Raw genomic sequence first — 22,794 nt, 5'->3', positions numbered from 1 at the left:
CCCAGCTTATCAGCCTCGGGATCACCGATCATTCACAGCAAACGATCCTCCTTAATCTGCTGATCTTCATCGTGAATAGTCACTTATCCACAGAGGATCGCGATCCTAATAAGAGATCTAATAAAGAGATCTTTAAATAAAAAAGATCTTCTTTTAATTACCGACGATCCTGACCACTTGGTCGATCGTCTAAACTTGAGTAGAATCCCCCACCCCAGGGCAAATACGATCGTTCGCAATACGGCGAGGTGCAGTTCCATGTTTTATCCAGATCAATTTGACGTCATCATCATCGGTGGTGGCCATGCAGGTACCGAGGCTGCCATGGCCGCGGCGCGCATGGGACGTCAGACTTTATTATTGACACACAATATCGATACGCTGGGACAGATGTCCTGTAACCCGGCAATTGGCGGTATTGGTAAAGGGCATCTGGTTAAGGAAATTGATGCACTCGGTGGCCTGATGGCGACGGCGATCGACCATGCCGGCATCCAGTTTAGGATACTAAACGCCAGCAAAGGCCCTGCCGTTCGCGCCACTCGCGCTCAGGCGGATCGCGTACTGTATCGCCAGGCGATCCGTACCGCATTGGAGAACCAGCCCAACCTGATGATCTTCCAACAACCCGTTGAGGATCTGATCGTCGAAAACGATCGCGTAGTCGGCGCTGTAACCCAAATGGGCCTGAAATTCCGCGCCAAGGCGGTGGTATTGACCGTAGGCACCTTCCTGGACGGCAAGATCCATATCGGTCTGGAAAATTACAGCGGAGGCCGCGCCGGGGATCCTCCTTCGATCTCGCTGTCGCAGCGTTTACGAGAACTGCCGCTGCGCGTTAACCGCCTGAAAACCGGTACACCACCACGCATCGACGCCCGCACTATCGATTTCAGCGTACTGGCGCCACAACACGGCGATACGCCGGTGCCGGTATTCTCGTTCCTGGGCGATGCCAGCCAACACCCGGAACAAATGGCGTGCTACATCACCCATACCAACGAAAAAACCCATGACGTGATCCGCAATAACCTCGATCGCAGCCCGATGTATGCCGGGATCATCGAAGGGATCGGCCCACGTTATTGCCCGTCGATCGAAGACAAGGTCATGCGCTTTGCCGATCGCAATGCGCACCAGATCTTCCTCGAGCCGGAAGGCCTGACCAGCAACGAGATTTACCCTAACGGGATTTCCACCAGCCTGCCGTTCGACGTGCAGATGCAGATCGTCCGTTCGATGGAAGGCATGCAGAACGCGCGTATTATTCGCCCTGGCTACGCCATTGAGTACGATTTCTTCGATCCGCGCGATTTGAAGCCGACGCTGGAAAGCAAATTCATTCAGGGGCTGTTCTTCGCCGGCCAGATCAACGGCACTACCGGGTATGAAGAAGCCGCTGCGCAGGGCCTGCTGGCCGGTTTGAACGCCGGGCGCTTCGCCGACGAACAGGAAGGCTGGGCGCCACGTCGCGATCAGGCTTATCTGGGCGTGCTGGTGGACGATCTCAGCACCCTCGGCACCAAAGAACCGTACCGGATGTTTACCTCACGCGCCGAGTATCGTCTGATGCTGCGCGAAGACAATGCCGATCTCCGCCTGACGGAAAAAGGCCGTGAACTGGGCCTGGTGGACGATGTGCGTTGGGCGCGTTACAGCGAGAAGCTGGAGCGAATCGAACGCGAACGTCAGCGCCTGCGCGACATCTGGATGCACCCGCACGCCGAGAACGTCGAACAGGTCAATGCGCTGCTGAAAGCGCCATTGTCGCGCGAAGCGAATGGCGAAGAGCTGCTGCGCCGCCCTGAGATGGATTACGCGCAGTTGACCGGCACCGACGCCTTCGCGCCGCCGCTGGACGATGTACAAGCCGCCGAGCAGGTCGAGATCCAGGTCAAATACGAAGGCTACATCGCTCGCCAGCAGGAAGAGATCGAAAAACAGCAGCGCAACGAGAATACCGTGCTGCCGTTGGATCTCGATTACCGTCAGGTTTCAGGGCTGTCGAACGAGGTGATCGCCAAGCTGAACGATCACAAACCGAACTCCATCGGCCAGGCTTCGCGTATCTCCGGCATTACGCCGGCGGCGATCTCGATTTTGCTGATCTGGCTGAAAAAGCAGGGGCTGCTGCGCCGCAGCGCATAAATCTCGTATCCAGGCGGCCGTTTGTTCATCCCGTAGCCAAACGGCCGCTGACATCACTTGCGCCCTGAATTATCATAGTCGCCTCATTGCGCCAGCTGACCATCCGCTGGTCGTTCAGCGCCTGCCAGAGGATCCGTTGTGCAAAAAAAATTAGACTCGCTGCTTGCGGCAGCAGGCATTGAGCTGCCCGATCAGCAGAAACAACAGCTGCTGGGCTATGTCGGCATGCTGGATAAGTGGAACAAGGCTTATAACCTCACGTCGGTGCGCGATCCGCAGCAAATGTTGGTACGCCACATTCTCGACAGCATCGTGGTCAACCCGCATCTGCAGGGCTCGCGTTTTATCGATGTCGGCACCGGCCCCGGTTTGCCCGGCATTCCGCTGGCGATCGTGCGCCCGGACGCACATTTCACGCTGCTCGACAGCCTGGGCAAACGCGTGCGTTTCCTGCGCCAGGTGCAGCATGAGCTGGGCCTGAACAATATCGAGCCGGTGCAGAGCCGCGTCGAAGCGTTTCCGGCCGAGCCACCGTTTGATGGCGTGATCAGCCGCGCGTTCGCTTCGCTGCAGGATATGCTGTCCTGGTGCCATCATCTGCCGGCGAAAGGGCAGGGGCGTTTTTACGCGTTGAAAGGCGTGCGCCCGGATGAAGAGCTGACGCAGCTGCCGGCAGGCGTTAGCCTGGAGTCCATCGTGCGGCTGCAGGTGCCTGAACTGGAAGGCGAACGCCATCTGGTGATTCTTAAGGCAAACTGAGTTTGCTTTTGATCAAACAAGCGTGAATTAAAGGTAGTTCCAGGCAGAAAGATAAGCAGGCTAATTAGTTGGTCGCTTTTTTTAGTTAATTTACTTTCTATTAACACAAAAACCGCGGCTAATTAGCGACAATAGAGTAATTGCATTTAGAAATAGTCACGTTAGCAATCATGTGCGAAAGATTGGCCTTTGCTGCTAATGTTAATTGGCTGTTGGAATATTGCCCCGCTGCTTGTCAATAAAAGGTTTTCATCGGGTATACGGATTGTTTTTGAACAGTTAACTGATAATGTTTTGATTTATATAATCTTTTGATCGCTCAAATTGCTAAAGACGGTTTGGTTGACCATCGGCTATAAATCAGGAAGGGACATTACTGTGATCAGCTTCGCGTTTCTAAACGCAACGCTGGAATAATCAGACAATTAAATGCGCCCTATTATTCCGACCGTTTTCTTGTGAAAATAGGCTGGAATAGGGAAATTTAAATAATTGTTCACCTTTTCGCTACTTATCGATTGAATTCGTTGGTATGCCCCGTATAATTTGCTCGTTTTTTGCTGCTTGACTCAGGACAGCAAAAACAGTTGTATACGTCACTCAGCATACCCCCTCTGGGGTACGGAGAGAACAAACGTCATGTCTGTGTCCCTTTACAGCGGGAAAGTCGCACGCAAACTGCTGTTTTTGCAGTTAATGACTTTTGTTCTGATCAGCGTTGCTTTCTGGCTGAAAAGCCCGGAATGGAGCGCTTCGGCGCTGGCAGGCGGTCTCGCCGCCTGGTTGCCGAGTGCAATGTTTATGCTGTTTGCCTTGCGCCACCAGGCGCAAACGCCGGCGCCCGGTAGGGTTGCCTGGTCGTTCGCCATCGGCGAGGGGCTAAAGGTCGTGATCACCATCGTTTTGCTGATCGTGGCGCTGGGGGTGTTCAAGGCGGAGTTTATACCGCTTGGCCTGACCTATTTAGCGGTGTTAGTGGTGCAGATAGTGGCACCGGCCGTGATTAACAGTTACCGAACTTAACTAAATAAGGGTAAGAGGCATCATGTCTGCAGGAGAAGTCTTGACTCCACAGGAGTATATCGGTCACCACCTGACGCAGCTTCAGGTCGGGACTGGGTTTTGGTCGATTAACCTCGACTCGATGTTTTTCTCCGTCGTCCTCGGGGCGCTCTTCCTGGTGATCTTCCGCAAAGTGGCCAAAAACGCCACCAGCGGCGTGCCGGGTAAACTGCAAACCGCCGTGGAGCTGGTGGTCGGTTTCGTCGACAGCAGCGTGCGCGACATGTACCACGGCAAGAGCAAGGTGATTGCGCCGTTGGCACTGACCGTGTTCGTCTGGGTGTTCCTGATGAACCTGATGGACCTCATCCCGGTTGACTTCCTGCCTTATCTCGGCACCCACGTTCTCGGTCTGCCTGCGCTGCGCGTCGTGCCTACCGCTGACGTGAACGTCACGCTGTCTATGGCGCTGGGCGTGTTTATCCTGATTCTGTTCTATAGCATCAAAATGAAAGGCGTTGGCGGGTTCGTTAAAGAGTTGACCATGCAGCCGTTCAACCACCCTGTATTCATTCCTATCAACCTGATTCTTGAAGGTGTCAGCCTGCTGTCCAAACCTGTTTCACTGGGTCTGCGACTGTTCGGCAACATGTATGCGGGTGAGTTGATCTTCATCCTGATTGCCGGCCTGTTGCCGTGGTGGTCACAGTGGGTCCTGAGCTTGCCTTGGGCTATCTTCCACATCCTGATCATTACGCTTCAAGCCTTTATTTTCATGGTTCTGACGATCGTCTATCTGTCGATGGCGTCTGAAGAGCACTGATTTTCTTAAAACACTTGCACTTTTAAACTGAAACAAACTGGAGACTGTCATGGAAAACCTGAGTATGGATCTGCTGTACATGGCTGCCGCTGTGATGATGGGTTTAGCGGCAATCGGTGCTGCGATCGGTATCGGCATCCTGGGTGGTAAATTCTTGGAAGGCGCTGCTCGTCAGCCTGACCTGATTCCTCTGCTGCGTACACAGTTCTTTATCGTTATGGGTCTGGTCGACGCCATCCCGATGATCGCTGTAGGTCTGGGTCTGTACGTGATGTTCGCCGTCGCGTAAGTAGAGCAACCCTCTACGACGTAACCAAACTATTAACTTTTAAAGAGGCATTGTGCTGTGAATCTTAACGCAACAATCCTCGGCCAGGCCATCGCGTTCGTTCTGTTTGTCTGGTTCTGCATGAAGTACGTATGGCCGCCGATCATGGCTGCCATCGAGAAACGTCAGAAAGAAATCGCTGACGGCCTCGCTTCTGCAGAGCGTGCCAAAAAAGATCTGGACTTAGCGCAAGCCAATGCGACCGACCAGCTGAAAACTGCTAAAGCAGAAGCTCAGGTGATCATCGAGCAAGCGAACAAACGCAAAGCTCAGATCATGGATGAAGCGAAAGCCGAAGCCGAGCAGGAACGTAACAAAATCGTGGCGCAGGCTCAGGCTGAGATCGAAGCCGAACGTAAGCGCGCTCGTGAAGAGTTGCGTAAGCAAGTCGCGATGCTGGCAATTGCCGGCGCCGAGAAGATCATCGAACGTTCCGTGGATGAAGCTGCTAACAGCGACATCGTTGATAAACTGGTCGCTGAACTGTAAGGAGGGAGGGGCTGATGTCTGAATTTGTAACTGTAGCTCGCCCCTACGCCAAAGCAGCTTTTGACTTTGCCGTTGAGCACCAAAGCGTAGAGCGCTGGCAGGAAATGCTGGCGTTTGCGGCTGAAGTCACTCGCAATGAACAGATTTCTGAACTGCTGTCTGGCGCGGTTGCGCCAGAAACGCTGTCCAAGACGTTCATCGCGGTTTGTGGCGATCGGCTCGACGAACATGGCCAGAACTTTATCCGTGTAATGGCCGAAAATGGACGTTTACTGGTTCTTCCTGCCGTGCTGCAGCAGTTCATCGAACTGCGCGCCTCGCTGGAATCCACCGTCGAAGTCGAAGTGCTCTCTGCGAGCGCGCTGAGCGAAGAACAGCAGGCGAAAATCGCCGCTGCGATGGAAAAACGTCTGTCACGCAAAGTTAAGCTGAATTGCAAAATTGACAAGTCTGTACTGGCCGGCATCGTTGTTCGCGCCGGCGATATGGTGATTGATGGCAGCGTTCGCGGTCGTCTTGAACGCCTGACAGACGTCTTGCAGTCTTAAGGGGACTGGAGCATGCAACTGAATTCCACCGAAATCAGCGAACTGATCAAGCAGCGCATTGCTCAGTTCAATGTAGTGAGCGAAGCTCACAATGAAGGTACTATCGTTTCCGTCAGCGACGGGATCATCCGCGTACACGGCCTGGCCGAAGTTATGCAGGGCGAAATGATCGCGCTGCCTGGCAACCGTTACGCAATCGCATTGAACCTGGAGCGCGACTCCGTCGGTGCCGTGGTTATGGGTCCGTACGCGGATCTGGCCGAAGGCATGAAGGTTAAATGCACCGGCCGTATCCTGGAAGTTCCCGTCGGTCGTGGTCTGCTGGGCCGCGTAGTTAACACTCTGGGTGCACCAATCGACGGCAAAGGTCCGATTGAGAACGACGGCTTCTCTCCGGTAGAAGCTATCGCGCCTGGCGTTATCGAGCGTCAGTCCGTTGATCAGCCGGTTCAGACTGGCTACAAATCCGTTGACGCCATGATTCCAATCGGCCGTGGCCAGCGCGAGCTGGTGATCGGTGACCGCCAGACCGGTAAAACCGCGCTGGCGATCGATGCGATCATCAACCAACGCGACTCCGGCATCAAATGCGTTTACGTGGCTATCGGTCAGAAAGCGTCCACCATCGCTAACGTGGTGCGCAAACTGGAAGAGCACGGCGCACTGGCCAACACCATCGTGGTGGTGGCGACCGCTTCCGAATCCGCTGCACTGCAATACCTGGCGCCATACGCCGGTTGCGCAATGGGCGAATACTTCCGTGACCGCGGTGAAGATGCGCTGATCGTGTACGATGACCTGTCCAAACAGGCCGTTGCTTACCGCCAGATTTCCCTGCTGCTTCGTCGTCCGCCAGGTCGTGAAGCTTACCCAGGCGACGTATTCTACCTGCACTCCCGCTTGCTGGAGCGTGCAGCGCGCGTTAACGCCGAATACGTTGAAGCCTTCACCAAAGGTGAAGTTAAAGGCCAAACCGGTTCACTGACCGCTCTGCCGATCATTGAAACCCAGGCGGGTGACGTTTCCGCGTTCGTTCCGACCAACGTAATCTCGATTACCGATGGTCAGATCTTCCTGGAATCCAACCTGTTCAACTCCGGTATTCGTCCGGCAGTTAACCCGGGTATCTCCGTATCCCGTGTTGGTGGCGCCGCGCAGACCAAGATCATGAAGAAACTGTCCGGTGGTATTCGTACCGCGCTGGCGCAGTATCGTGAACTGGCTGCGTTCTCCCAGTTCGCCTCCGATCTGGACGACGCGACCCGCAAACAGCTGAGCCACGGTCAGAAAGTGACCGAGCTGCTGAAACAGAAACAGTATGCGCCGATGTCGGTCGCACAACAGTCTCTGGTGCTGTTTGCCGCAGAACGCGGTTACCTGAACGACGTCGAAGTCGCCAAAGTGGTGAGCTTCGAAGCCGCGCTGGTCGCCTATGCGGACCGCGAGCACGCCGAGCTGCTGAACCACATCAACCAAACTGGCAACTTCAATGATGAGATCGAGGGCAAGTTGAAAGACATCCTCGAGACCTTCAAGAAAACCCAGTCCTGGTAACGCCGAACGGTCCTGCTGTTGAAAGACAGCAGGCCGTCTGGCACTGAGGAGAAGCAGAGATGGCCGGCGCAAAAGAGATACGTAGTAAGATCGCTAGCGTGCAAAACACGCAAAAGATCACTAAAGCGATGGAAATGGTCGCCGCCTCCAAAATGCGTAAATCGCAGGATCGCATGGCGGCCAGCCGTCCTTATGCAGAGACCATGCGCAAAGTGATTGGTCACCTTGCGTTAGGGAATCTGGAGTACAAGCACCCGTACCTGGATGAGCGTGACGTTAAGCGCGTCGGGTATCTGGTGGTGTCTACTGACCGTGGTCTCTGCGGCGGCTTGAACATCAACCTGTTCAAAAAGCTGCTGGCGGAGATGAAAGCCTGGTCCGAAAAAGGCGTCGAAACAGATTTGGCGCTGATTGGCTCTAAAGCGGCCTCTTTCTTTGGTTCCGTGGGCGGCAACGTGGTTGCCCAGGTGACCGGCATGGGGGACAAACCTTCCCTGTCGGATCTGATCGGGCCGGTGAAAGTGATGCTGCAGGCCTACGACGAAGGTCGTTTGGACAAGCTGTACATTGTCAGCAACAAATTTGTTAATACGATGTCCCAAGAGCCGCAGGTGCTTCAGCTGCTGCCGTTACCGCCAGCCGATGACGAAGAGCTGAAGAAAACGCCTTGGGATTACCTGTATGAACCCGATCCAAAAGTGCTGCTTGATACCTTGCTGCGCCGCTATGTGGAGTCGCAGGTTTATCAGGGCGTCGTGGAAAACCTGGCCAGCGAGCAGGCCGCACGAATGGTCGCGATGAAAGCCGCAACCGATAACGGCGGTAGCCTGATCAAAGAGCTGCAGTTGGTATACAACAAGGCGCGTCAGGCCAGCATCACTCAGGAACTCACCGAGATCGTTTCGGGAGCCTCCGCGGTTTAAGCTAGGTTTACGAATTACGTAGAGGATTCAAGATGGCTACTGGAAAGATTATCCAGGTAATCGGCGCCGTGGTGGACGTCGAGTTCCCTCAGGATGCCGTACCAAAAGTGTACGACGCCCTTGAGGTAGAAAACGGCACCGAAAAGCTGGTGTTGGAAGTTCAGCAACAGCTGGGCGGTGGCGTGGTTCGCTGTATCGCAATGGGGACCTCCGACGGTCTGCGTCGCGGTCTGAAAGTGAACAACCTGGACCACCCGATTGAAGTGCCGGTGGGTAAAGCTACCCTGGGCCGTATCATGAACGTATTGGGTCAACCGATCGACATGAAAGGCGACATCGGCGAAGAAGAGCGTTGGGCGATTCACCGCGCGGCGCCAAGCTACGAAGAGCTGTCCAGCTCCCAGGAACTGCTGGAAACCGGTATCAAGGTAATGGACCTGATTTGTCCGTTCGCCAAGGGCGGTAAAGTCGGTCTGTTCGGCGGTGCGGGCGTGGGTAAAACCGTAAACATGATGGAGCTGATCCGTAACATCGCGATCGAGCACTCCGGTTATTCCGTGTTTGCGGGCGTGGGCGAGCGTACTCGTGAGGGTAACGACTTCTACCACGAAATGACCGACTCCAACGTTCTGGACAAAGTATCCCTGGTTTACGGCCAGATGAACGAGCCACCGGGTAACCGTCTGCGCGTTGCGCTGACCGGTCTGACCATGGCGGAGAAATTCCGTGACGAAGGCCGTGACGTTCTGCTGTTCGTTGACAACATCTACCGTTACACCCTGGCCGGTACCGAAGTGTCCGCACTTCTGGGCCGTATGCCATCCGCGGTAGGTTATCAGCCAACGCTGGCGGAAGAGATGGGCGTTCTGCAAGAACGTATCACCTCGACCAAGACCGGTTCCATCACTTCCGTACAGGCCGTTTACGTTCCTGCGGATGACTTGACTGACCCGTCACCAGCCACCACCTTTGCGCACTTGGACGCAACTGTGGTACTGAGCCGTAACATCGCTTCTCTGGGTATCTACCCGGCCGTTGATCCGCTGGACTCCACCAGCCGTCAGCTGGATCCGCTGGTTGTTGGCCAGGAGCACTACGACGTAGCGCGTGGCGTGCAGTCTATTCTGCAACGCTACCAGGAACTGAAAGATATCATCGCGATCCTGGGTATGGACGAGCTGTCTGAAGAAGACAAACTGGTCGTATCCCGTGCGCGTAAGATCCAACGTTTCCTGTCTCAGCCGTTCTTCGTGGCAGAAGTCTTCACCGGTTCTCCGGGCAAGTTCGTATCGCTGAAAGACACCATCCGTGGTTTCAAAGGCATTATGGACGGCGACTATGACCACCTGCCGGAGCAGGCGTTCTACATGGTTGGCACCATTGAAGAAGCAGTGGAAAAAGCCAAGAAACTGTAACGCCTTGAGAGGAGGGTGATATGGCTATGACTTACCATCTGGATGTAGTCAGCGCGGAAAAACAGATGTTTTCCGGCCTGGTGCAGAAGATCCAGGTGACAGGCAGCGAAGGTGAACTGGGGATCTTCCCTGGCCATGCGCCGCTGCTGACTGCCATCAAGCCTGGCATGGTGCGTATTGTTAAGCAGCACGGTGAAGAAGAGTTCATCTACCTGTCCGGCGGCATCCTTGAGGTGCAGCCGAGCGTGGTTACCGTGCTGGCGGACACTGCTATCCGTGGTACTGACCTCGACGAAGCGAGAGCGTTGGAAGCTAAGCGTAAAGCTGAAGAACACATTCGCAGCTCTCATGGCGATGTCGACTATGCTCAGGCATCCGCTGAACTGGCGAAAGCGATCGCAAAACTGCGCGTTATCGAGCTCACCAGAAAAGCGATGTAATGTTTGGGTGCCTGGCACCCAACTTTAAGAAAGCGGCCTATAGGGTCGCTTTTTTTTTACTTTAAAATAAGCATTTCAGCCCGGCGGGCGGTGTGGTGTATAACCCCTGATATCGGGAAATAAATGTCGTCGATCGCCGACAGTTTTTTCGTCCTGAAGCCGAATCGGCCATGATGGCGACAGGCCAAGAGCCGCGCGGCCTGCGCCGGGTTCGTGATGAGAAATATGTAGTAATATCGTCGCTAAACGGTTTTACTTTCGTCTATCAAAATGGAGTTATCAGGTTGCTTATGTCGAACAGCGCAATGAGCGTGGTCATCCTCGCCGCAGGCAAGGGTACGCGCATGTATTCCGATCTTCCCAAAGTGTTGCATCCTTTGGCCGGCAAGCCGATGGTGCAGCACGTCATTGATGCCGCGATGAAACTGGGCGCGCAACATGTTCACCTGGTATACGGCCACGGCGGCGATTTGTTGAAAAGCACGCTGACTGACGGCGCGCTGAACTGGGTGCTGCAGGCCGAGCAACTGGGTACCGGTCATGCAATGCAGCAGGCTGCGCCGCACTTTGCCGACGATGAAGACGTGCTGATGTTGTACGGCGATGTGCCGTTGATCTCCGTAGATACGTTGCAACGCCTGCTGGCGGCCAAACCGCAGGGCGGCATCGGTCTGCTGACGGTCAAGCTGGACGATCCAAGCGGTTACGGCCGTATCGTGCGCGAGCAGGGCAACGTGGTGGGCATCGTCGAACACAAGGATGCCAGCGAGGCGCAGCGCCAGATTAACGAAATCAATACCGGCATCCTGGTGGCGAACGGGCGCGATCTGAAGCGCTGGCTGGGGATGTTGAATAACGACAACGCACAGGGCGAGTTTTACATCACCGATATCATTGCCTTGGCCCATGCCGACGGCAAAAAAATCGAGGCTGTACACCCGTCGCGCCTGAGCGAAGTGGAAGGCGTAAACAACCGCCTGCAGTTGGCGACCCTGGAGCGCGTATTCCAGTCGGAACAGTCTGAAAAGCTGCTGTTGGCCGGCGTGATGCTGCTGGATCCGGCGCGTTTCGATCTGCGCGGGGAACTTGTTCACGGCCGAGACATCACTATTGATGCGAATGTGATTATCGAAGGTCACGTCAAGCTGGGCGACCGGGTGAAAATCGGCGCCGGCTGCGTGCTGAAAAACTGCGTGATTGGCGATGACTGCGAGATCAGCCCTTACAGCGTGCTGGAAGACAGCGTGCTGGAAGCCGACTGCACCGTGGGGCCGTTCGCCCGCCTGCGCCCAGGCGCGGAGCTGGCGGCAGGGGCTCACGTCGGCAACTTCGTGGAAATGAAAAAGGCGCGCCTGGGCAAAGGCTCCAAGGCCGGCCACCTCAGCTACCTGGGCGATGCCGAAATTGGCGATGACGTGAATATCGGCGCCGGCACCATCACCTGCAACTACGATGGCGCCAACAAGCACAAGACGGTAATCGGCGACGGCGTATTCGTCGGTTCCGATACTCAGCTGGTGGCGCCGGTGTCGGTCGGCAAAGGCTCCACCATCGCCGCCGGCACCACGGTGACGCGCGATATCGCTGAGAACGAACTGGTGCTGAGCCGCGTCAAGCAGGTGCACATTCAGGGCTGGCAACGTCCGGTGAAGAAGAAGTCATAGTGTGTTTTGCGTTGGGCTCCGTTCACGAGCCCAATACAAAACATAATAACCCCCACCATCTACAGGCTCGGGGGGCGCACGGTAAAAACCGGCAAAAATCAGGTCAAGGCATCGAAAGCGCCCATGAAGGGCGTTCATTAGGAATATAATTGATGTGTGGAATTGTAGGCGCAGTAGCGCAACGTGATATCGCAGAAATCCTGTTGGAAGGTTTACGTCGTCTCGAGTACCGCGGTTATGACTCCGCCGGTCTGGCGGTGGTCGACGAGAAAGGCAACGTCAGCCGCCTGCGCCGCGTAGGCAAGGTGCAAAAACTGGCCGAAGCGGCGGAGCAGACCGATCTGCACGGCGGTACCGGCATCGCTCACACCCGTTGGGCAACGCACGGTGAACCGACCGAGGCGAACGCGCACCCGCATGTTTCCGACTACATTACCGTAGTGCATAACGGCATCATCGAAAACCATGAACCGCTGCGCGAACTGCTGATCGAACGCGGTTATCGCTTCAGCTCCGAAACCGACACCGAAGTGATTGCGCACTTGGTGCACTGGGAACAACTGCAAGGCGGTACGCTGCTGGAAGTGGTTCAGCGCGTGATCCCACAGCTGCGCGGCGCTTACGGCACCGTGGTGATGGACAGCCGCGATCCGAGCGTATTGGTCGCTGCGCGCTCCGGCAGCCCGTTGGTTATCGGCCGCGGCGTCGGGGAAAACTTCATTGCTTCCGACCAGCTGGCGCTGCTGCCGGTCACCCGCCGCTTCATCTTCCTGGAAGAAGGCGACGTGGTGGAAGTGACTCGCCGCACTGTCAACATCTTCGACAAGCAGGGCAACGCCATCGAGCGCCCTGAGATCGAATCCCAGGTGCAGTATGACGCCGGTGACAAGGGCGCTTACCGTCACTACATGCAAAAAGAGATCTACGAACAGCCGCTGGCGCTGAAAAATACCCTGGAAGGGCGTTTCAGCCATGGCCAAATCAATCTGAGCGAGCTGGGCCCGCGCGCCGACGAGCTGCTGGCCAAGGTGCAGCACGTACAGATCATTGCCTGTGGCACTTCTTACCACTCCGGCATGGTGGCGCGCTACTGGTTTGAAGCGTTGGCCGGCGTGCCATGCGATGTCGAGATCGCGTCAGAGTTCCGTTACCGCAAATCGGCGGTGCGTCCAGGCAGCCTGATCATCACCCTGTCGCAGTCCGGCGAAACCGCCGACACATTAGCGGCGCTGCGCCTGTCCAAAGAGCTGGGTTATCTCGGTTCGCTGGCCGTTTGTAACGTTGCGGGTTCTTCGCTGGTGCGCGAATCCGATCTGGCGTTGATGACCAAGGCCGGCACGGAAATCGGCGTAGCTTCGACCAAAGCCTTCACCACGCAGCTCACCGTGCTGCTGATGCTGGTGGCGCGTCTGGGCCGTCTGAAAGGCATGGCTGAAAGCGTGGAGCAGGAGATCGTGCACGGCCTGCAGGCGTTGCCGGCGCGCATCGAGCAGATGCTGTCGATGGATAAAGAGATCGAAGCGCTGGCGGAAGGCTTCTCCGACAAGCACCATGCGCTGTTCCTCGGCCGCGGCGATCAGTATCCGATCGCCATGGAAGGGGCGCTGAAGCTGAAAGAGATCTCCTATATTCACGCCGAAGCTTATGCGGCGGGCGAGCTGAAACACGGCCCGCTGGCGCTGATCGACGCCGATATGCCGGTGATTGTGGTTGCACCGAACAACGAACTGCTGGAAAAGCTGAAGTCCAACATTGAAGAAGTGCGCGCGCGCGGCGGCCAGCTGTATGTGTTCGCCGATCAGGACGCCGGCTTTGTCAGCAGCGAAGGCATGACCATCATTCCTCTGCCGCACGTCGAGGAAATCGTGGCGCCGATCTTCTACACCGTGCCGTTGCAGCTGCTGTCTTACCACGTGGCGCTGATCAAAGGCACCGACGTTGACCAGCCGCGCAACCTGGCGAAGTCTGTCACCGTAGAGTAATCTGCCGCAGGTAAACTACAAAAGCCGGCCTTAGCGCCGGCTTTTTCATGAGCAACGCGAAAGATGACTGCGGCGCCGATTCAGGGATAAACGTTGTCATATTCAAGCGGATAGGGCGTGGCCAAACGGTTTTTTTATTGCTTGGCAATTGCGCTGTTTTTGATGTAACAAATTGATTTTAATATAAACAAACACACCTCAGACGCACTGTAATATAACTGTCATATTGCGTACATTTTTCTGTCACCAAACTGTCCTATTTTCCCTCCTGCAGCAATACTTACTCTGATTAAAACGACTCGAAGTCGATTTTAAGTATCCCATTAGGAGGGATTATGAAACTGATGCGTACCACCGTCGCCAGTATTGTGGCAGCGACCTTCTCCCTGACCACCGTGTCCGCGTTCGCTGCTGCCAGCCTGACCGGTGCAGGTGCGACATTCCCCGCTCCGGTTTACGCCAAGTGGGCAGATTCTTATCAGAAAGAAACCGGCAACAAAGTTAACTATCAGGGCATCGGCTCCTCTGGCGGCGTGAAGCAAATCGTGGCCAACACCGTTGACTTTGGCGCCTCCGACGCCCCGCTGTCTGACGACAAGCTGGCGGCCGACGGCCTGTTCCAGTTCCCGACCGTGATCGGCGGCGTGGTGCTGGCCGTGAATATCCCGGGCATCAAATCCGGCGAACTGACTCTGGACGGTAAAACCCTGGGCGATATCTACCTGGGCAACGTCAAAAAATGGAACGATCCGGCTATCACCAAGCTGAATCCAGGCGTGAAACTGCCCGACCAGAACATCGCCGTGGTGCGCCGCGCCGACGGTTCCGGCACCTCGTTCGTGTTCACCAGCTACCTGTCCAAGGCCAACGCGCAGTGGAAAGAGAAGATTGGCGCCGGTTCTACCGTTAACTGGCCGACCGGTCTGGGCGGCAAAGGCAACGACGGCATCGCCGCCTTCGTTCAGCGTCTGCCTGGCTCTATCGGCTACGTAGAATACGCTTACGCCAAGCAGAACAACCTGGCTTACACCAAGCTGGTTTCCGCCGACGGCAAACCGGTCAGCCCGACCGAAGAGAGCTTCAGCAACGCGGCCAAAGGCGTGGATTGGAGCAAGACCTTCGCTCAGGATCTGACCGACCAGAAAGGCGACAACGTGTGGCCAATCACCTCCACCACCTTCATCCTGGTGCACAAAGAGCAGAAAAACCCTGCTCAGGGCGCCGAAGTGCTGAAGTTCTTCGACTGGGCTTACAAAACCGGCGCCAAGCAGGCGAACGAGCTGGATTACGCCACCCTGCCGACAGAAGTGGTTGAGCAAGTTCGCGCGGCCTGGAAAACCAACGTAAAAGACAGTTCAGGTAAAGCGCTGTACTAACAACGCAGGGGCGCGGGTTCGCCGCGCCCCACACAGTTCTTCAGGCTCCGATCCCGGTTGGGGCTGCCAGGGTTCAAACAGAGAGTAATCTATGGCTGAGTACAAGCCGACCATCAAAGCACCGGGCAAAAACGGTGACATCATTTTCAGCGCGCTGGTGAGACTGGCTGCGCTGATTACCCTATTGTTGCTGGGCGGCATCATCGTTTCGCTGATCTTCGCCTCCTGGCCAAGCATGCAGAAATTCGGCTTCGCCTTCCTGTGGACCAAAGAATGGGATGCGCCGGCGGAGCAGTTCGGCGCGCTGGTGCCGATCTACGGTACCGTGGTCACCTCGCTTATCGCGCTGATCATCGCCGTGCCGGTGAGTTTCGGCATCGCGCTGTTCCTGACCGAACTGGCGCCGAACTGGTTGAAGCGGCCGCTGGGCATCGCCATTGAGCTGCTGGCGGCCATCCCGAGCATCGTCTACGGCATGTGGGGCCTGTTCGTGTTCGCCCCGCTGTTCGCCGAATACTTCCAGACGCCGGTGGGCGAAGTGCTGTCGGGCATTCCGATCGTCGGCGAGCTGTTCTCCGGCCCGGCCTTCGGCATCGGCATTCTGGCCGCCGGGGTGATCCTGGCGATCATGATCATTCCTTACATCGCCGCGGTCATGCGCGACGTGTTCGAACAGACGCCGGTGATGATGAAAGAGTCGGCCTACGGCATCGGTTGCACCACCTGGGAAGTCATCTGGCGCATCGTGCTGCCGTTCACCAAAAACGGCGTCATCGGCGGCGTGATGTTGGGCCTGGGCCGCGCGCTGGGGGAAACCATGGCGGTGACCTTTATCATCGGTAACACCTACCAGCTCGACAGCGCTTCGCTGTACATGCCGGGCAACAGTATCACCTCGGCGCTGGCCAACGAATTCGCCGAAGCCGAGTCCGGCGTGCACACCGCCGCGTTGATGGAGCTGGGTCTGATTCTGTTTGTTATCACCTTTATCGTGCTGGCGCTGTCGAAACTGATGATCATGCGTCTGGCCAAGAATGAGGGGCGTTAACATGGCGACGATGGATATGCAAAACGCAGTCGTTCTGGCGGAAAGCCGCCGCAAAATGCAGGCCTGGCGCCGGCAGAAAAACCGCCTCGCGCTGTTCCTGTCGATGGCGACCATGGCGTTCGGGCTGTTCTGGTTGATCTGGATCCTGATCGCCACCGTCACCAAAGGCTTCGACGGTATGTCGCTGGCGCTGTTCACCGAAATGACCCCGCCGCCGAATACCGCGGGCGGCGGCTTGGCCAACGCCATCGCCGGCAGCGGCCTGTTGATCCTGTGGGCGACCATCTTCGGTACGCCGCTGGGCATCATGGCCGGCATCTACCTGGCGGAATACGGCCGTAAATCCTGGCTGGCGGAAGTGATCCGCTTTATCAACGATATCCTGCTGTCCGCACCGTCGATCGTGGTGGGCCTGTTCGTTTACACCATCGTGGTGGCGAAGATGGAACACTTCTCCGGCTGGGCCGGCATCGTGGCGCTGGCGCTGCTGCAGGTGCCGATCGTCATTCGCACCACCGAAAACATGCTGAAGCTGGTACCGGATACGCTGCGCGAGGCCGCGTACGCCCTGGGTACGCCGAAATGGCGCATGATTTCTGCCATCACGCTGAAGGCGTCGGTGTCCGGCATCATCACCGGCGTGCTGCTGGCGATTGCGCGCATCGCGGGGGAAACCGCACCGCTGCTGTTCACCTCGCTGTCGAACCAGTTCTGGAGCACCGACCTGATGCAGCCGATCGCCAACCTGCCGGTGACCATCTTCAAATTCGCCATGAGCCCGTTCGCCGAATGGCAACAGCTGGCCTGGGCCGGGGTGCTGTTGATCACCCTGTGCGTACTGTTACTGAATATCCTGGCGCGCGTGATTTTCGCCAAGAAAAAGCATTCATAAAATTTTGAGCGCCGCTTTGGCGGCGCTGATGAAAAGAGAGAAGTCTTGATGAGTATGGTTACTGACGCTTCCAGCAGCAAAATTCAGGTACGCGATCTGAACTTCTACTACGGCAAATTCCATGCGCTGAAGAACATCACGCTGGATATCGCCAAGAACAAGGTCACCGCGTTTATCGGCCCATCCGGCTGCGGCAAATCCACCCTGCTGCGCACCTTCAACAAGATGTATCAGCTGTACCCGGAACAGCGCGCGGAAGGCGGCATCCTGCTGGACGGCCAGAACATCCTGACCGACAACTCGGATATCGCGCTGCTGCGCGCCAAGGTTGGCATGGTGTTCCAGAAGCCGACGCCGTTCCCGATGTCGATTTACGACAACATCGCCTTCGGCGTTCGCCTGTTTGAAAAGCTGTCGCGCGCCGATATGGACGAGCGCGTGCAGTGGGCGCTGACCAAGGCGGCGCTGTGGAACGAAACCAAGGACAAGCTGCACCAGAGCGGCTACAGCCTCTCCGGTGGCCAGCAGCAGCGTCTGTGCATCGCCCGCGGCATCGCCATTCGTCCGGAAGTGCTGTTGCTGGATGAGCCTTGCTCGGCGCTGGATCCGATCTCCACCGGCAAGATTGAAGAGCTGATCAGCGAGCTGAAGGCCGACTACACCGTGGTGATCGTGACGCACAACATGCAGCAGGCGGCGCGCTGCTCCGACTCTACCGCATTTATGTATCTGGGCGAGCTGATCGAGTTCAGTGATACTGATAACCTGTTCACTGCGCCGCAGAAAAAGCAGACTGAAGACTACATCACTGGCCGTTATGGTTGATAGGAAGCATCATGGATAACCTGAATTTAAACAAACACATTTCCGGCCAGTTCAACGCAGAGCTTGAGCATATCCGCACCCAGGTGCTGACCATGGGCGGGCTGGTGGAGCAGCAGCTGACCGACGCCATCACCGCGATGCACAATCAGGATGGCGAGCTGGCCAAGCGCGTGATCGAAGGCGACGCCAAGGTCAACATGATGGAAGTGGCGATCGACGAAGCCTGCGTGCGCATCATCGCCAAGCGCCAGCCAACCGCCAGCGATCTGCGCCTGGTGATGGCGATCATCAAAACCATTTCCGAGCTGGAACGCATTGGCGACGTGGCGGACAAAATCTGCCGCACCGCGCTGGAAAAGTTCTCGCACCAGCACCAGCCGCTGCTGGTCAGTCTGGAATCGCTGGGGCGCCACACCGTGCAGATGCTGCACGACGTGCTGGACGCGTTTGCGCGCATGGATCTGGACGAGGCGATCCGTATCTACCGTGAAGATAAAAAGGTCGACCAGGAGTATGAAGGCATCGTGCGTCAGCTGATGACCTACATGATGGAAGACTCACGCACCATTCCCAGCGTGCTGACCGCGCTGTTCTGCGCCCGTTCTATCGAGCGCATCGGCGACCGCTGCCAGAACATCTGCGAATTTATCTTCTATTTCGTCAAAGGGCAGGACTTCCGTCATTTGGGTGGTGATGCCCTGGAAAAGCTACTCTCTCCGGGCGGTAAAGACGAAAAGGCCGACTAACCCTTTCCGGGTAATATCCTTCAAAGGCGCGGTTTCCCGCGCCTTTATTCCATCTTAAGCGCGTAAAGATAAAAAGGTTATAAATATAGCTTTTTATATTATTTCCTGACCTATGTGGCGCTTGCTAGCTTATCCGCCAGCAGGACATCAACCACTTAGGAGCTTTCTATGAAACATCGCGCTTTGGCCTTAACGTTGTTAGCCAGTCTGACCGGCCTCGCCGCCGGCGCCGCGCACGCGGACAAACTTGACGATATCAAGCAAGCCGGCGTGGTGCGTATCGCGGTGTTCGATAGCAACCCGCCGTTCGGCTACATCGACCCGCAGAGCAAGAAGCTGGTGGGCTACGATGTGGACGTCGCCGATGCGATCGGTAAAGCGCTGGGCGTGAAAGTGGAGCTGCGCGCCACCAACCCGGCCAACCGCATTCCGTTGCTGGTGTCGAAGAAGGTTGACCTGATCGCCGCCAACTTCACCATTACCGACGAGCGCGCCAAGGAAGTGAACTTCAGCGTGCCATATTTCGCTACCGGCCAGAAATTCATCGCCCGCAAAGGCGTGCTGAAAACCCCGGAAGACATCAAGAAGCTGCGCATTGGCGCGGACAAGGGCACGGTGCAGGAAATCACCCTGCGCGAGCGTTTCCCGACGGCGAAGGTGATCTCTTACGATGACACTCCGCTGGCGTTCGTGGCGCTGCGTAACGGCAACGTGCAGGCGATCACTCAGGACGACGCCAAGCTGGTCGGCCTGCTTGGCAACCTGCCGGCGGCGCAGAAGGCGGAGTTTGAAATTTCGCCGTTCAGCCTGACCAAAGAGTACCAGGGCGTCGGCATTCCCAAGGGCGAAGATCGCCTGACCGCCGCGGTGAACGAGACGTTGATCAAGCTGGAAAAAGACGGCGAAGCGGTTAAGATTTACGATCGCTGGTTCGGGCCGGAAACCCAATCCGCCCAACCGCGCGGTGATTTCAAAATCGCGCCTTTGGATCAGCAACCGAAAGCCTGATTTAACCGCTCGCGGTGAGATCGGCACGGAGGGGCGCAGCTTGCTGCGCCCCTGATGCATTCTGCAAGACAAGGATTGAACATGAACCTGGACTGGCTGCTGGCGCCGCAATACCTGAGCTGGCTGTGGCACGGCTTTCTGCTGACGCTGTGGCTTTCCGCCTGCGCGGGCCTGGCGGCCACGCTGCTGGGCTTTGTGCTGGCGGCGATGCGCGACAGCAGCCTGCGGCCGTTGCGCTGGCTGGCGATGGGGTACAGCTCGCTGTTTCGCAATACGCCGCTGCTGGTGCAGCTGTTCTTCTGGTACTTCGCCGCCGGGCAGATCCTGCCGTCCGCCGCCATGCAATGGCTGAACAGTTCACATCAGGTTGGCCCGCTTGAGTGGCCGTCGTTCGAGTTTCTCGCCGGTTTCTTCGGCCTGACGCTCTACTCCACCGCCTTTATCGCCGAAGAGATCCGTTCCGGTATTCGCGGCGTCGCCGGCGGGCAGAAATATGCCGCCCAGGCGCTGGGGCTGACCGGCTGGCAGGCGATGCGCTACGTGGTGTTGCCGCAGGCGCTGAAAATCGCGCTGCCGCCGCTGCTCGGGCAATACATGAACGTGATCAAGAACTCGTCGCTGACCATGGCGATCGGCGTTGCCGAACTCTCTTACGCCTCGCGTCAGGTCGAAACCGAAACGTTGCGCACCTTCCAGGCGTTCGGCGTGGCGACGGTGCTGTATATCGCCATCATCGCGCTGCTGGAAGGCTGGGGCATGTGGCGCCAACAGCGTAAACCGCTGGGAGGGCATTGAGATGGATTTCAGGGTAATTCACGATAACCTGGGCTACCTGCTGTGGGGCACCTGGCCGGACGGACCGCTGGGCGGCGCGGCGCTGACGTTGGCGATCAGCCTGATGGCCGGCGTGGCTTCGGCGGTGCTCGGCACGTTATTCGGCGTGGCGCTGGCGATGTCACGCGGCGTCGCTGCCGGATTGCTGGCGGCGGTGCTGGGCTTTTTCCGCGCCATTCCGGTCATCATGCTGATCTTCTGGACCTATTTCCTGCTGCCGATGGTGTTTGGCGTCGAGATCCCGGAAATCACTACCGTGGTGTGCGCGCTGGCGCTGATCGCTTCGGCCTATCTGGCCCATGCGGTGAAGGCCGGCATCGCCGCGATCGGTCCCGGCCAGTGGCAGGCCGGGCTTTCTCTGGGGCTGACCCGTTGGCAGACGCTGCGCATGATCGTGCTGCCGCAGGCGCTGCGCATGATGGTGCCGTCGTTCATCAACCAATGGATCTCCCTGATCAAAGACACCTCGCTGGCTTATATCGTCGGCGTTGGCGAACTGACCTTTCTGGCGACCCAGGTCAACAACCGCAGCATGGTCTACCCGATGGAAGTGTTCCTGTTCGTGGCGCTGGTCTATTTCGTGTTCTGCCTGGCGCTCGATCTGCTGGCCAACGCGGTCAACCGCCGCTTCGGCGCGCAAACCCGCGCGCTGAAGCGGTCCTGGCGCTGGTGGCGCAACAAGCCGCCGTTGCCGGCCAGTTAATCGGCCGTGAGCCGCCAGCCGCGTTCGCGCCACAGCGCGGGCAGCTGGGCCAGGTCGTCAAACGTCGTCACCAGCGGGTGGTCGATCGGCGGGTTATGCGGGTCGGCGCAGAAGTAAAAGACCGGGATGCCGGCATGGATGCCGGCCTGCGCACCGGCGGGCGAGTCATCGACCAGGATGCAGCGCGTCACCGGCACCCGCATCTGTTCGGCGGCGTGAAACACGATCGCCGGATCCGGCTTCCAGCGCTGAATGTCATAGCCGCTGAACAACCGGTCATCAAAATAAGGTAGCATGCCGGTCAGGCCGAGCGAGTGCTGCATCTTGCTGACCGGTCCGTTGGAGACGGTACAGATTGGCACCGTCACCTGCGCCAGCAGCTCGCGGGCGCCGGCAATCTGTTGCAGTTCGCTGTCGAACAGCCGCGCCACCTCCTGCCGATACAGCGGCTCCAGCGCCTCTTTTGCCAGGTCAGTGCCCTGCTCGGCGTTGACCCGATCGATGATCTCGTACAGCTTCACCCCTTTGTATTTCTTGAATACCTCTTCCAGCGACAGATGAATACCGTAGCGGGCGAACATGTGTACATAGGCTTTGCTGCACAGCACTTCGCTGTCCACCAGCGTGCCGTCGCAGTCGAACAAAATGCAGTCAATCTGATTCATGCGGGACAGGTTCCTTCGGGTTAACGCCGCTGAGGCCGCTCAGCGATCACTTGATCAGGTTACGCGCCTTAAGATCGTGCAAAATCAGCGCGGCGACGTGCGAGCAGTGCGGCAAATCGCGGCTGTCGCACCACCTCAGTTCGGCGATTTCGGCGGCCGGCTGCAGCTGCCCGGTAAAGTCGGCCTGGTAGCAGCGAATGCGCACCTGGGTGCCGTCCTGCTTGCCGTCCGCCGGGCCGGTGAACTCGCCGTAAAATGCGATGGAGTTCGGCAGCAGCGCAACGGTCAGCTCTTCGTCGATTTCGCGGCACAGGGCCTGTTCGTCGGTTTCGCCCGCTTCGCGCTTTCCGCCCGGCATATAAAACAGCGTCTTATTGTGTGAGCGCACCAGCGCCACTTTGTCATCTTTCAGCGCGATCAACGCGAGCTTATCGATAAAGGTTGAAGACATGCGGATTCCTGTTTTTTTAGCGGGTAGGGTAAGAGATGCGATAGGCCATTTTATCGGCCGTGCCGGTAAACGGCAACGCAGCGGGCGGCTGCGGGGGATGAATGCCTGTAAATACAAGCCGTTGACGCGTTTAGCCGTAAAGACGGCGAAAAAAACCTGTGACCGACGTCA

23 protein-coding genes are annotated in these 22,794 nt (G+C 57.2%); 21 read left to right on the top strand and 2 right to left on the bottom strand.

The window, feature by feature from the left end; genetic code table 11:
* The first annotated feature begins 258 nt into the window (after positions 1-258).
* The 21 genes from mnmG (at position 259) to ACUTSC_RS18555 (ending at position 21,507) form a co-directional block, all read left to right on the top strand.
* The gene (gene mnmG, locus ACUTSC_RS18655) at positions 259-2,148 is read left to right on the top strand and encodes a tRNA uridine-5-carboxymethylaminomethyl(34) synthesis enzyme MnmG (RefSeq protein WP_033631384.1); all 1,890 of its coding nucleotides are present in this window, start codon (positions 259-261) and stop codon (positions 2,146-2,148) included.
* Positions 2,149-2,286: 138 nt separating this feature from the next.
* Entirely contained in the window at positions 2,287-2,907 is a 621-nt protein-coding gene (gene rsmG / locus ACUTSC_RS18650; protein ID WP_015379471.1) for a 16S rRNA (guanine(527)-N(7))-methyltransferase RsmG, read from the top strand.
* Positions 2,908-3,546: 639 nt separating this feature from the next.
* Entirely contained in the window at positions 3,547-3,930 is a 384-nt protein-coding gene (atpI, locus tag ACUTSC_RS18645) for a F0F1 ATP synthase subunit I (protein ID WP_004933796.1), read from the top strand.
* Between the two features lie 22 nt (positions 3,931-3,952).
* Positions 3,953-4,732, top strand: coding sequence for a F0F1 ATP synthase subunit A (gene atpB / locus ACUTSC_RS18640; RefSeq protein ID WP_025160299.1), 780 nt, complete (start codon positions 3,953-3,955; stop codon positions 4,730-4,732).
* 49 nt (positions 4,733-4,781) lie between these two features.
* Positions 4,782-5,021: a F0F1 ATP synthase subunit C gene (gene atpE / locus ACUTSC_RS18635; RefSeq protein WP_004093904.1), complete on the top strand. Its 240-nt coding sequence runs from the start codon at positions 4,782-4,784 to the stop codon at positions 5,019-5,021.
* 57 nt (positions 5,022-5,078) lie between these two features.
* On the top strand, positions 5,079-5,549 hold the full coding sequence (gene atpF, locus ACUTSC_RS18630; protein WP_004933804.1) for a F0F1 ATP synthase subunit B: 471 nt from the start codon (positions 5,079-5,081) through the stop codon (positions 5,547-5,549).
* A 14-nt stretch (positions 5,550-5,563) separates the two neighbouring features.
* Positions 5,564-6,097 carry a F0F1 ATP synthase subunit delta gene (gene atpH, locus ACUTSC_RS18625; protein ID WP_197768370.1) on the top strand — a complete coding sequence of 178 codons (534 nt, stop codon included), beginning with the start codon at positions 5,564-5,566 and terminating at the stop codon, positions 6,095-6,097.
* Positions 6,098-6,109: 12 nt separating this feature from the next.
* Complete coding sequence (atpA, locus tag ACUTSC_RS18620; protein WP_004933808.1) at positions 6,110-7,651, top strand: F0F1 ATP synthase subunit alpha; 1,542 nt, start codon at positions 6,110-6,112, stop codon at positions 7,649-7,651.
* A gap of 59 nt (positions 7,652-7,710) precedes the next feature.
* On the top strand, positions 7,711-8,574 hold the full coding sequence (atpG, locus tag ACUTSC_RS18615) for a F0F1 ATP synthase subunit gamma (RefSeq protein WP_004933811.1): 864 nt from the start codon (positions 7,711-7,713) through the stop codon (positions 8,572-8,574).
* Between the two features lie 32 nt (positions 8,575-8,606).
* Positions 8,607-9,989, top strand: a complete 1,383-nt coding sequence (atpD, locus tag ACUTSC_RS18610; RefSeq protein WP_004933813.1) for a F0F1 ATP synthase subunit beta — start codon at positions 8,607-8,609, stop codon at positions 9,987-9,989.
* Positions 9,990-10,009: 20 nt separating this feature from the next.
* Complete coding sequence (locus ACUTSC_RS18605; RefSeq protein WP_004933814.1) at positions 10,010-10,429, top strand: F0F1 ATP synthase subunit epsilon; 420 nt, start codon at positions 10,010-10,012, stop codon at positions 10,427-10,429.
* Positions 10,430-10,719: 290 nt separating this feature from the next.
* Complete coding sequence (gene glmU / locus ACUTSC_RS18600) at positions 10,720-12,093, top strand: bifunctional UDP-N-acetylglucosamine diphosphorylase/glucosamine-1-phosphate N-acetyltransferase GlmU (protein WP_197768369.1); 1,374 nt, start codon at positions 10,720-10,722, stop codon at positions 12,091-12,093.
* 152 nt (positions 12,094-12,245) lie between these two features.
* Positions 12,246-14,075, top strand: a complete 1,830-nt coding sequence (gene glmS, locus ACUTSC_RS18595; protein ID WP_049200563.1) for a glutamine--fructose-6-phosphate transaminase (isomerizing) — start codon at positions 12,246-12,248, stop codon at positions 14,073-14,075.
* Between the two features lie 335 nt (positions 14,076-14,410).
* The gene (gene pstS, locus ACUTSC_RS18590) at positions 14,411-15,451 is read left to right on the top strand and encodes a phosphate ABC transporter substrate-binding protein PstS (protein WP_197768368.1); all 1,041 of its coding nucleotides are present in this window, start codon (positions 14,411-14,413) and stop codon (positions 15,449-15,451) included.
* 91 nt (positions 15,452-15,542) lie between these two features.
* On the top strand, positions 15,543-16,499 hold the full coding sequence (pstC, locus tag ACUTSC_RS18585) for a phosphate ABC transporter permease PstC (protein WP_004933822.1): 957 nt from the start codon (positions 15,543-15,545) through the stop codon (positions 16,497-16,499).
* A gap of 1 nt (position 16,500) precedes the next feature.
* Entirely contained in the window at positions 16,501-17,391 is an 891-nt protein-coding gene (gene pstA / locus ACUTSC_RS18580; protein WP_019455481.1) for a phosphate ABC transporter permease PstA, read from the top strand.
* Between the two features lie 54 nt (positions 17,392-17,445).
* A complete protein-coding gene (gene pstB, locus ACUTSC_RS18575) occupies positions 17,446-18,216 on the top strand; it encodes a phosphate ABC transporter ATP-binding protein PstB (RefSeq protein ID WP_016929614.1) in 771 nt (256 codons plus the stop codon).
* An 11-nt stretch (positions 18,217-18,227) separates the two neighbouring features.
* Positions 18,228-18,962: a phosphate signaling complex protein PhoU gene (phoU, locus tag ACUTSC_RS18570; protein ID WP_016929613.1), complete on the top strand. Its 735-nt coding sequence runs from the start codon at positions 18,228-18,230 to the stop codon at positions 18,960-18,962.
* Positions 18,963-19,130: 168 nt separating this feature from the next.
* Positions 19,131-19,970, top strand: coding sequence for an ABC transporter substrate-binding protein (locus ACUTSC_RS18565; protein ID WP_019455482.1), 840 nt, complete (start codon positions 19,131-19,133; stop codon positions 19,968-19,970).
* A gap of 81 nt (positions 19,971-20,051) precedes the next feature.
* Positions 20,052-20,765, top strand: coding sequence for an amino acid ABC transporter permease (locus ACUTSC_RS18560; RefSeq protein ID WP_025304748.1), 714 nt, complete (start codon positions 20,052-20,054; stop codon positions 20,763-20,765).
* Position 20,766: 1 nt separating this feature from the next.
* A complete protein-coding gene (locus ACUTSC_RS18555) occupies positions 20,767-21,507 on the top strand; it encodes an amino acid ABC transporter permease (protein WP_087762478.1) in 741 nt (246 codons plus the stop codon).
* On the opposite strand, the gene yieH is transcribed toward ACUTSC_RS18555, so the two are convergent.
* Both yieH and ACUTSC_RS18545 read right to left on the bottom strand, forming a co-directional pair.
* Positions 21,504-22,172, bottom strand: a complete 669-nt coding sequence (gene yieH / locus ACUTSC_RS18550) for a 6-phosphogluconate phosphatase (protein ID WP_197768366.1) — start codon at positions 22,170-22,172, stop codon at positions 21,504-21,506. The genes ACUTSC_RS18555 and yieH overlap by 4 nt on opposite strands.
* 46 nt (positions 22,173-22,218) lie before the next feature.
* The gene (locus ACUTSC_RS18545) at positions 22,219-22,623 is read right to left on the bottom strand and encodes an NUDIX domain-containing protein (protein ID WP_197768365.1); all 405 of its coding nucleotides are present in this window, start codon (positions 22,621-22,623) and stop codon (positions 22,219-22,221) included.
* Positions 22,624-22,794: the final 171 nt, after the last annotated feature.

This window comes from Serratia sp. TSA_105.2 (assembly GCF_052692115.1).
Note: the sequence above shows the minus strand (reverse complement) of the source record. Positions and strands in the feature narration are given on the sequence as shown.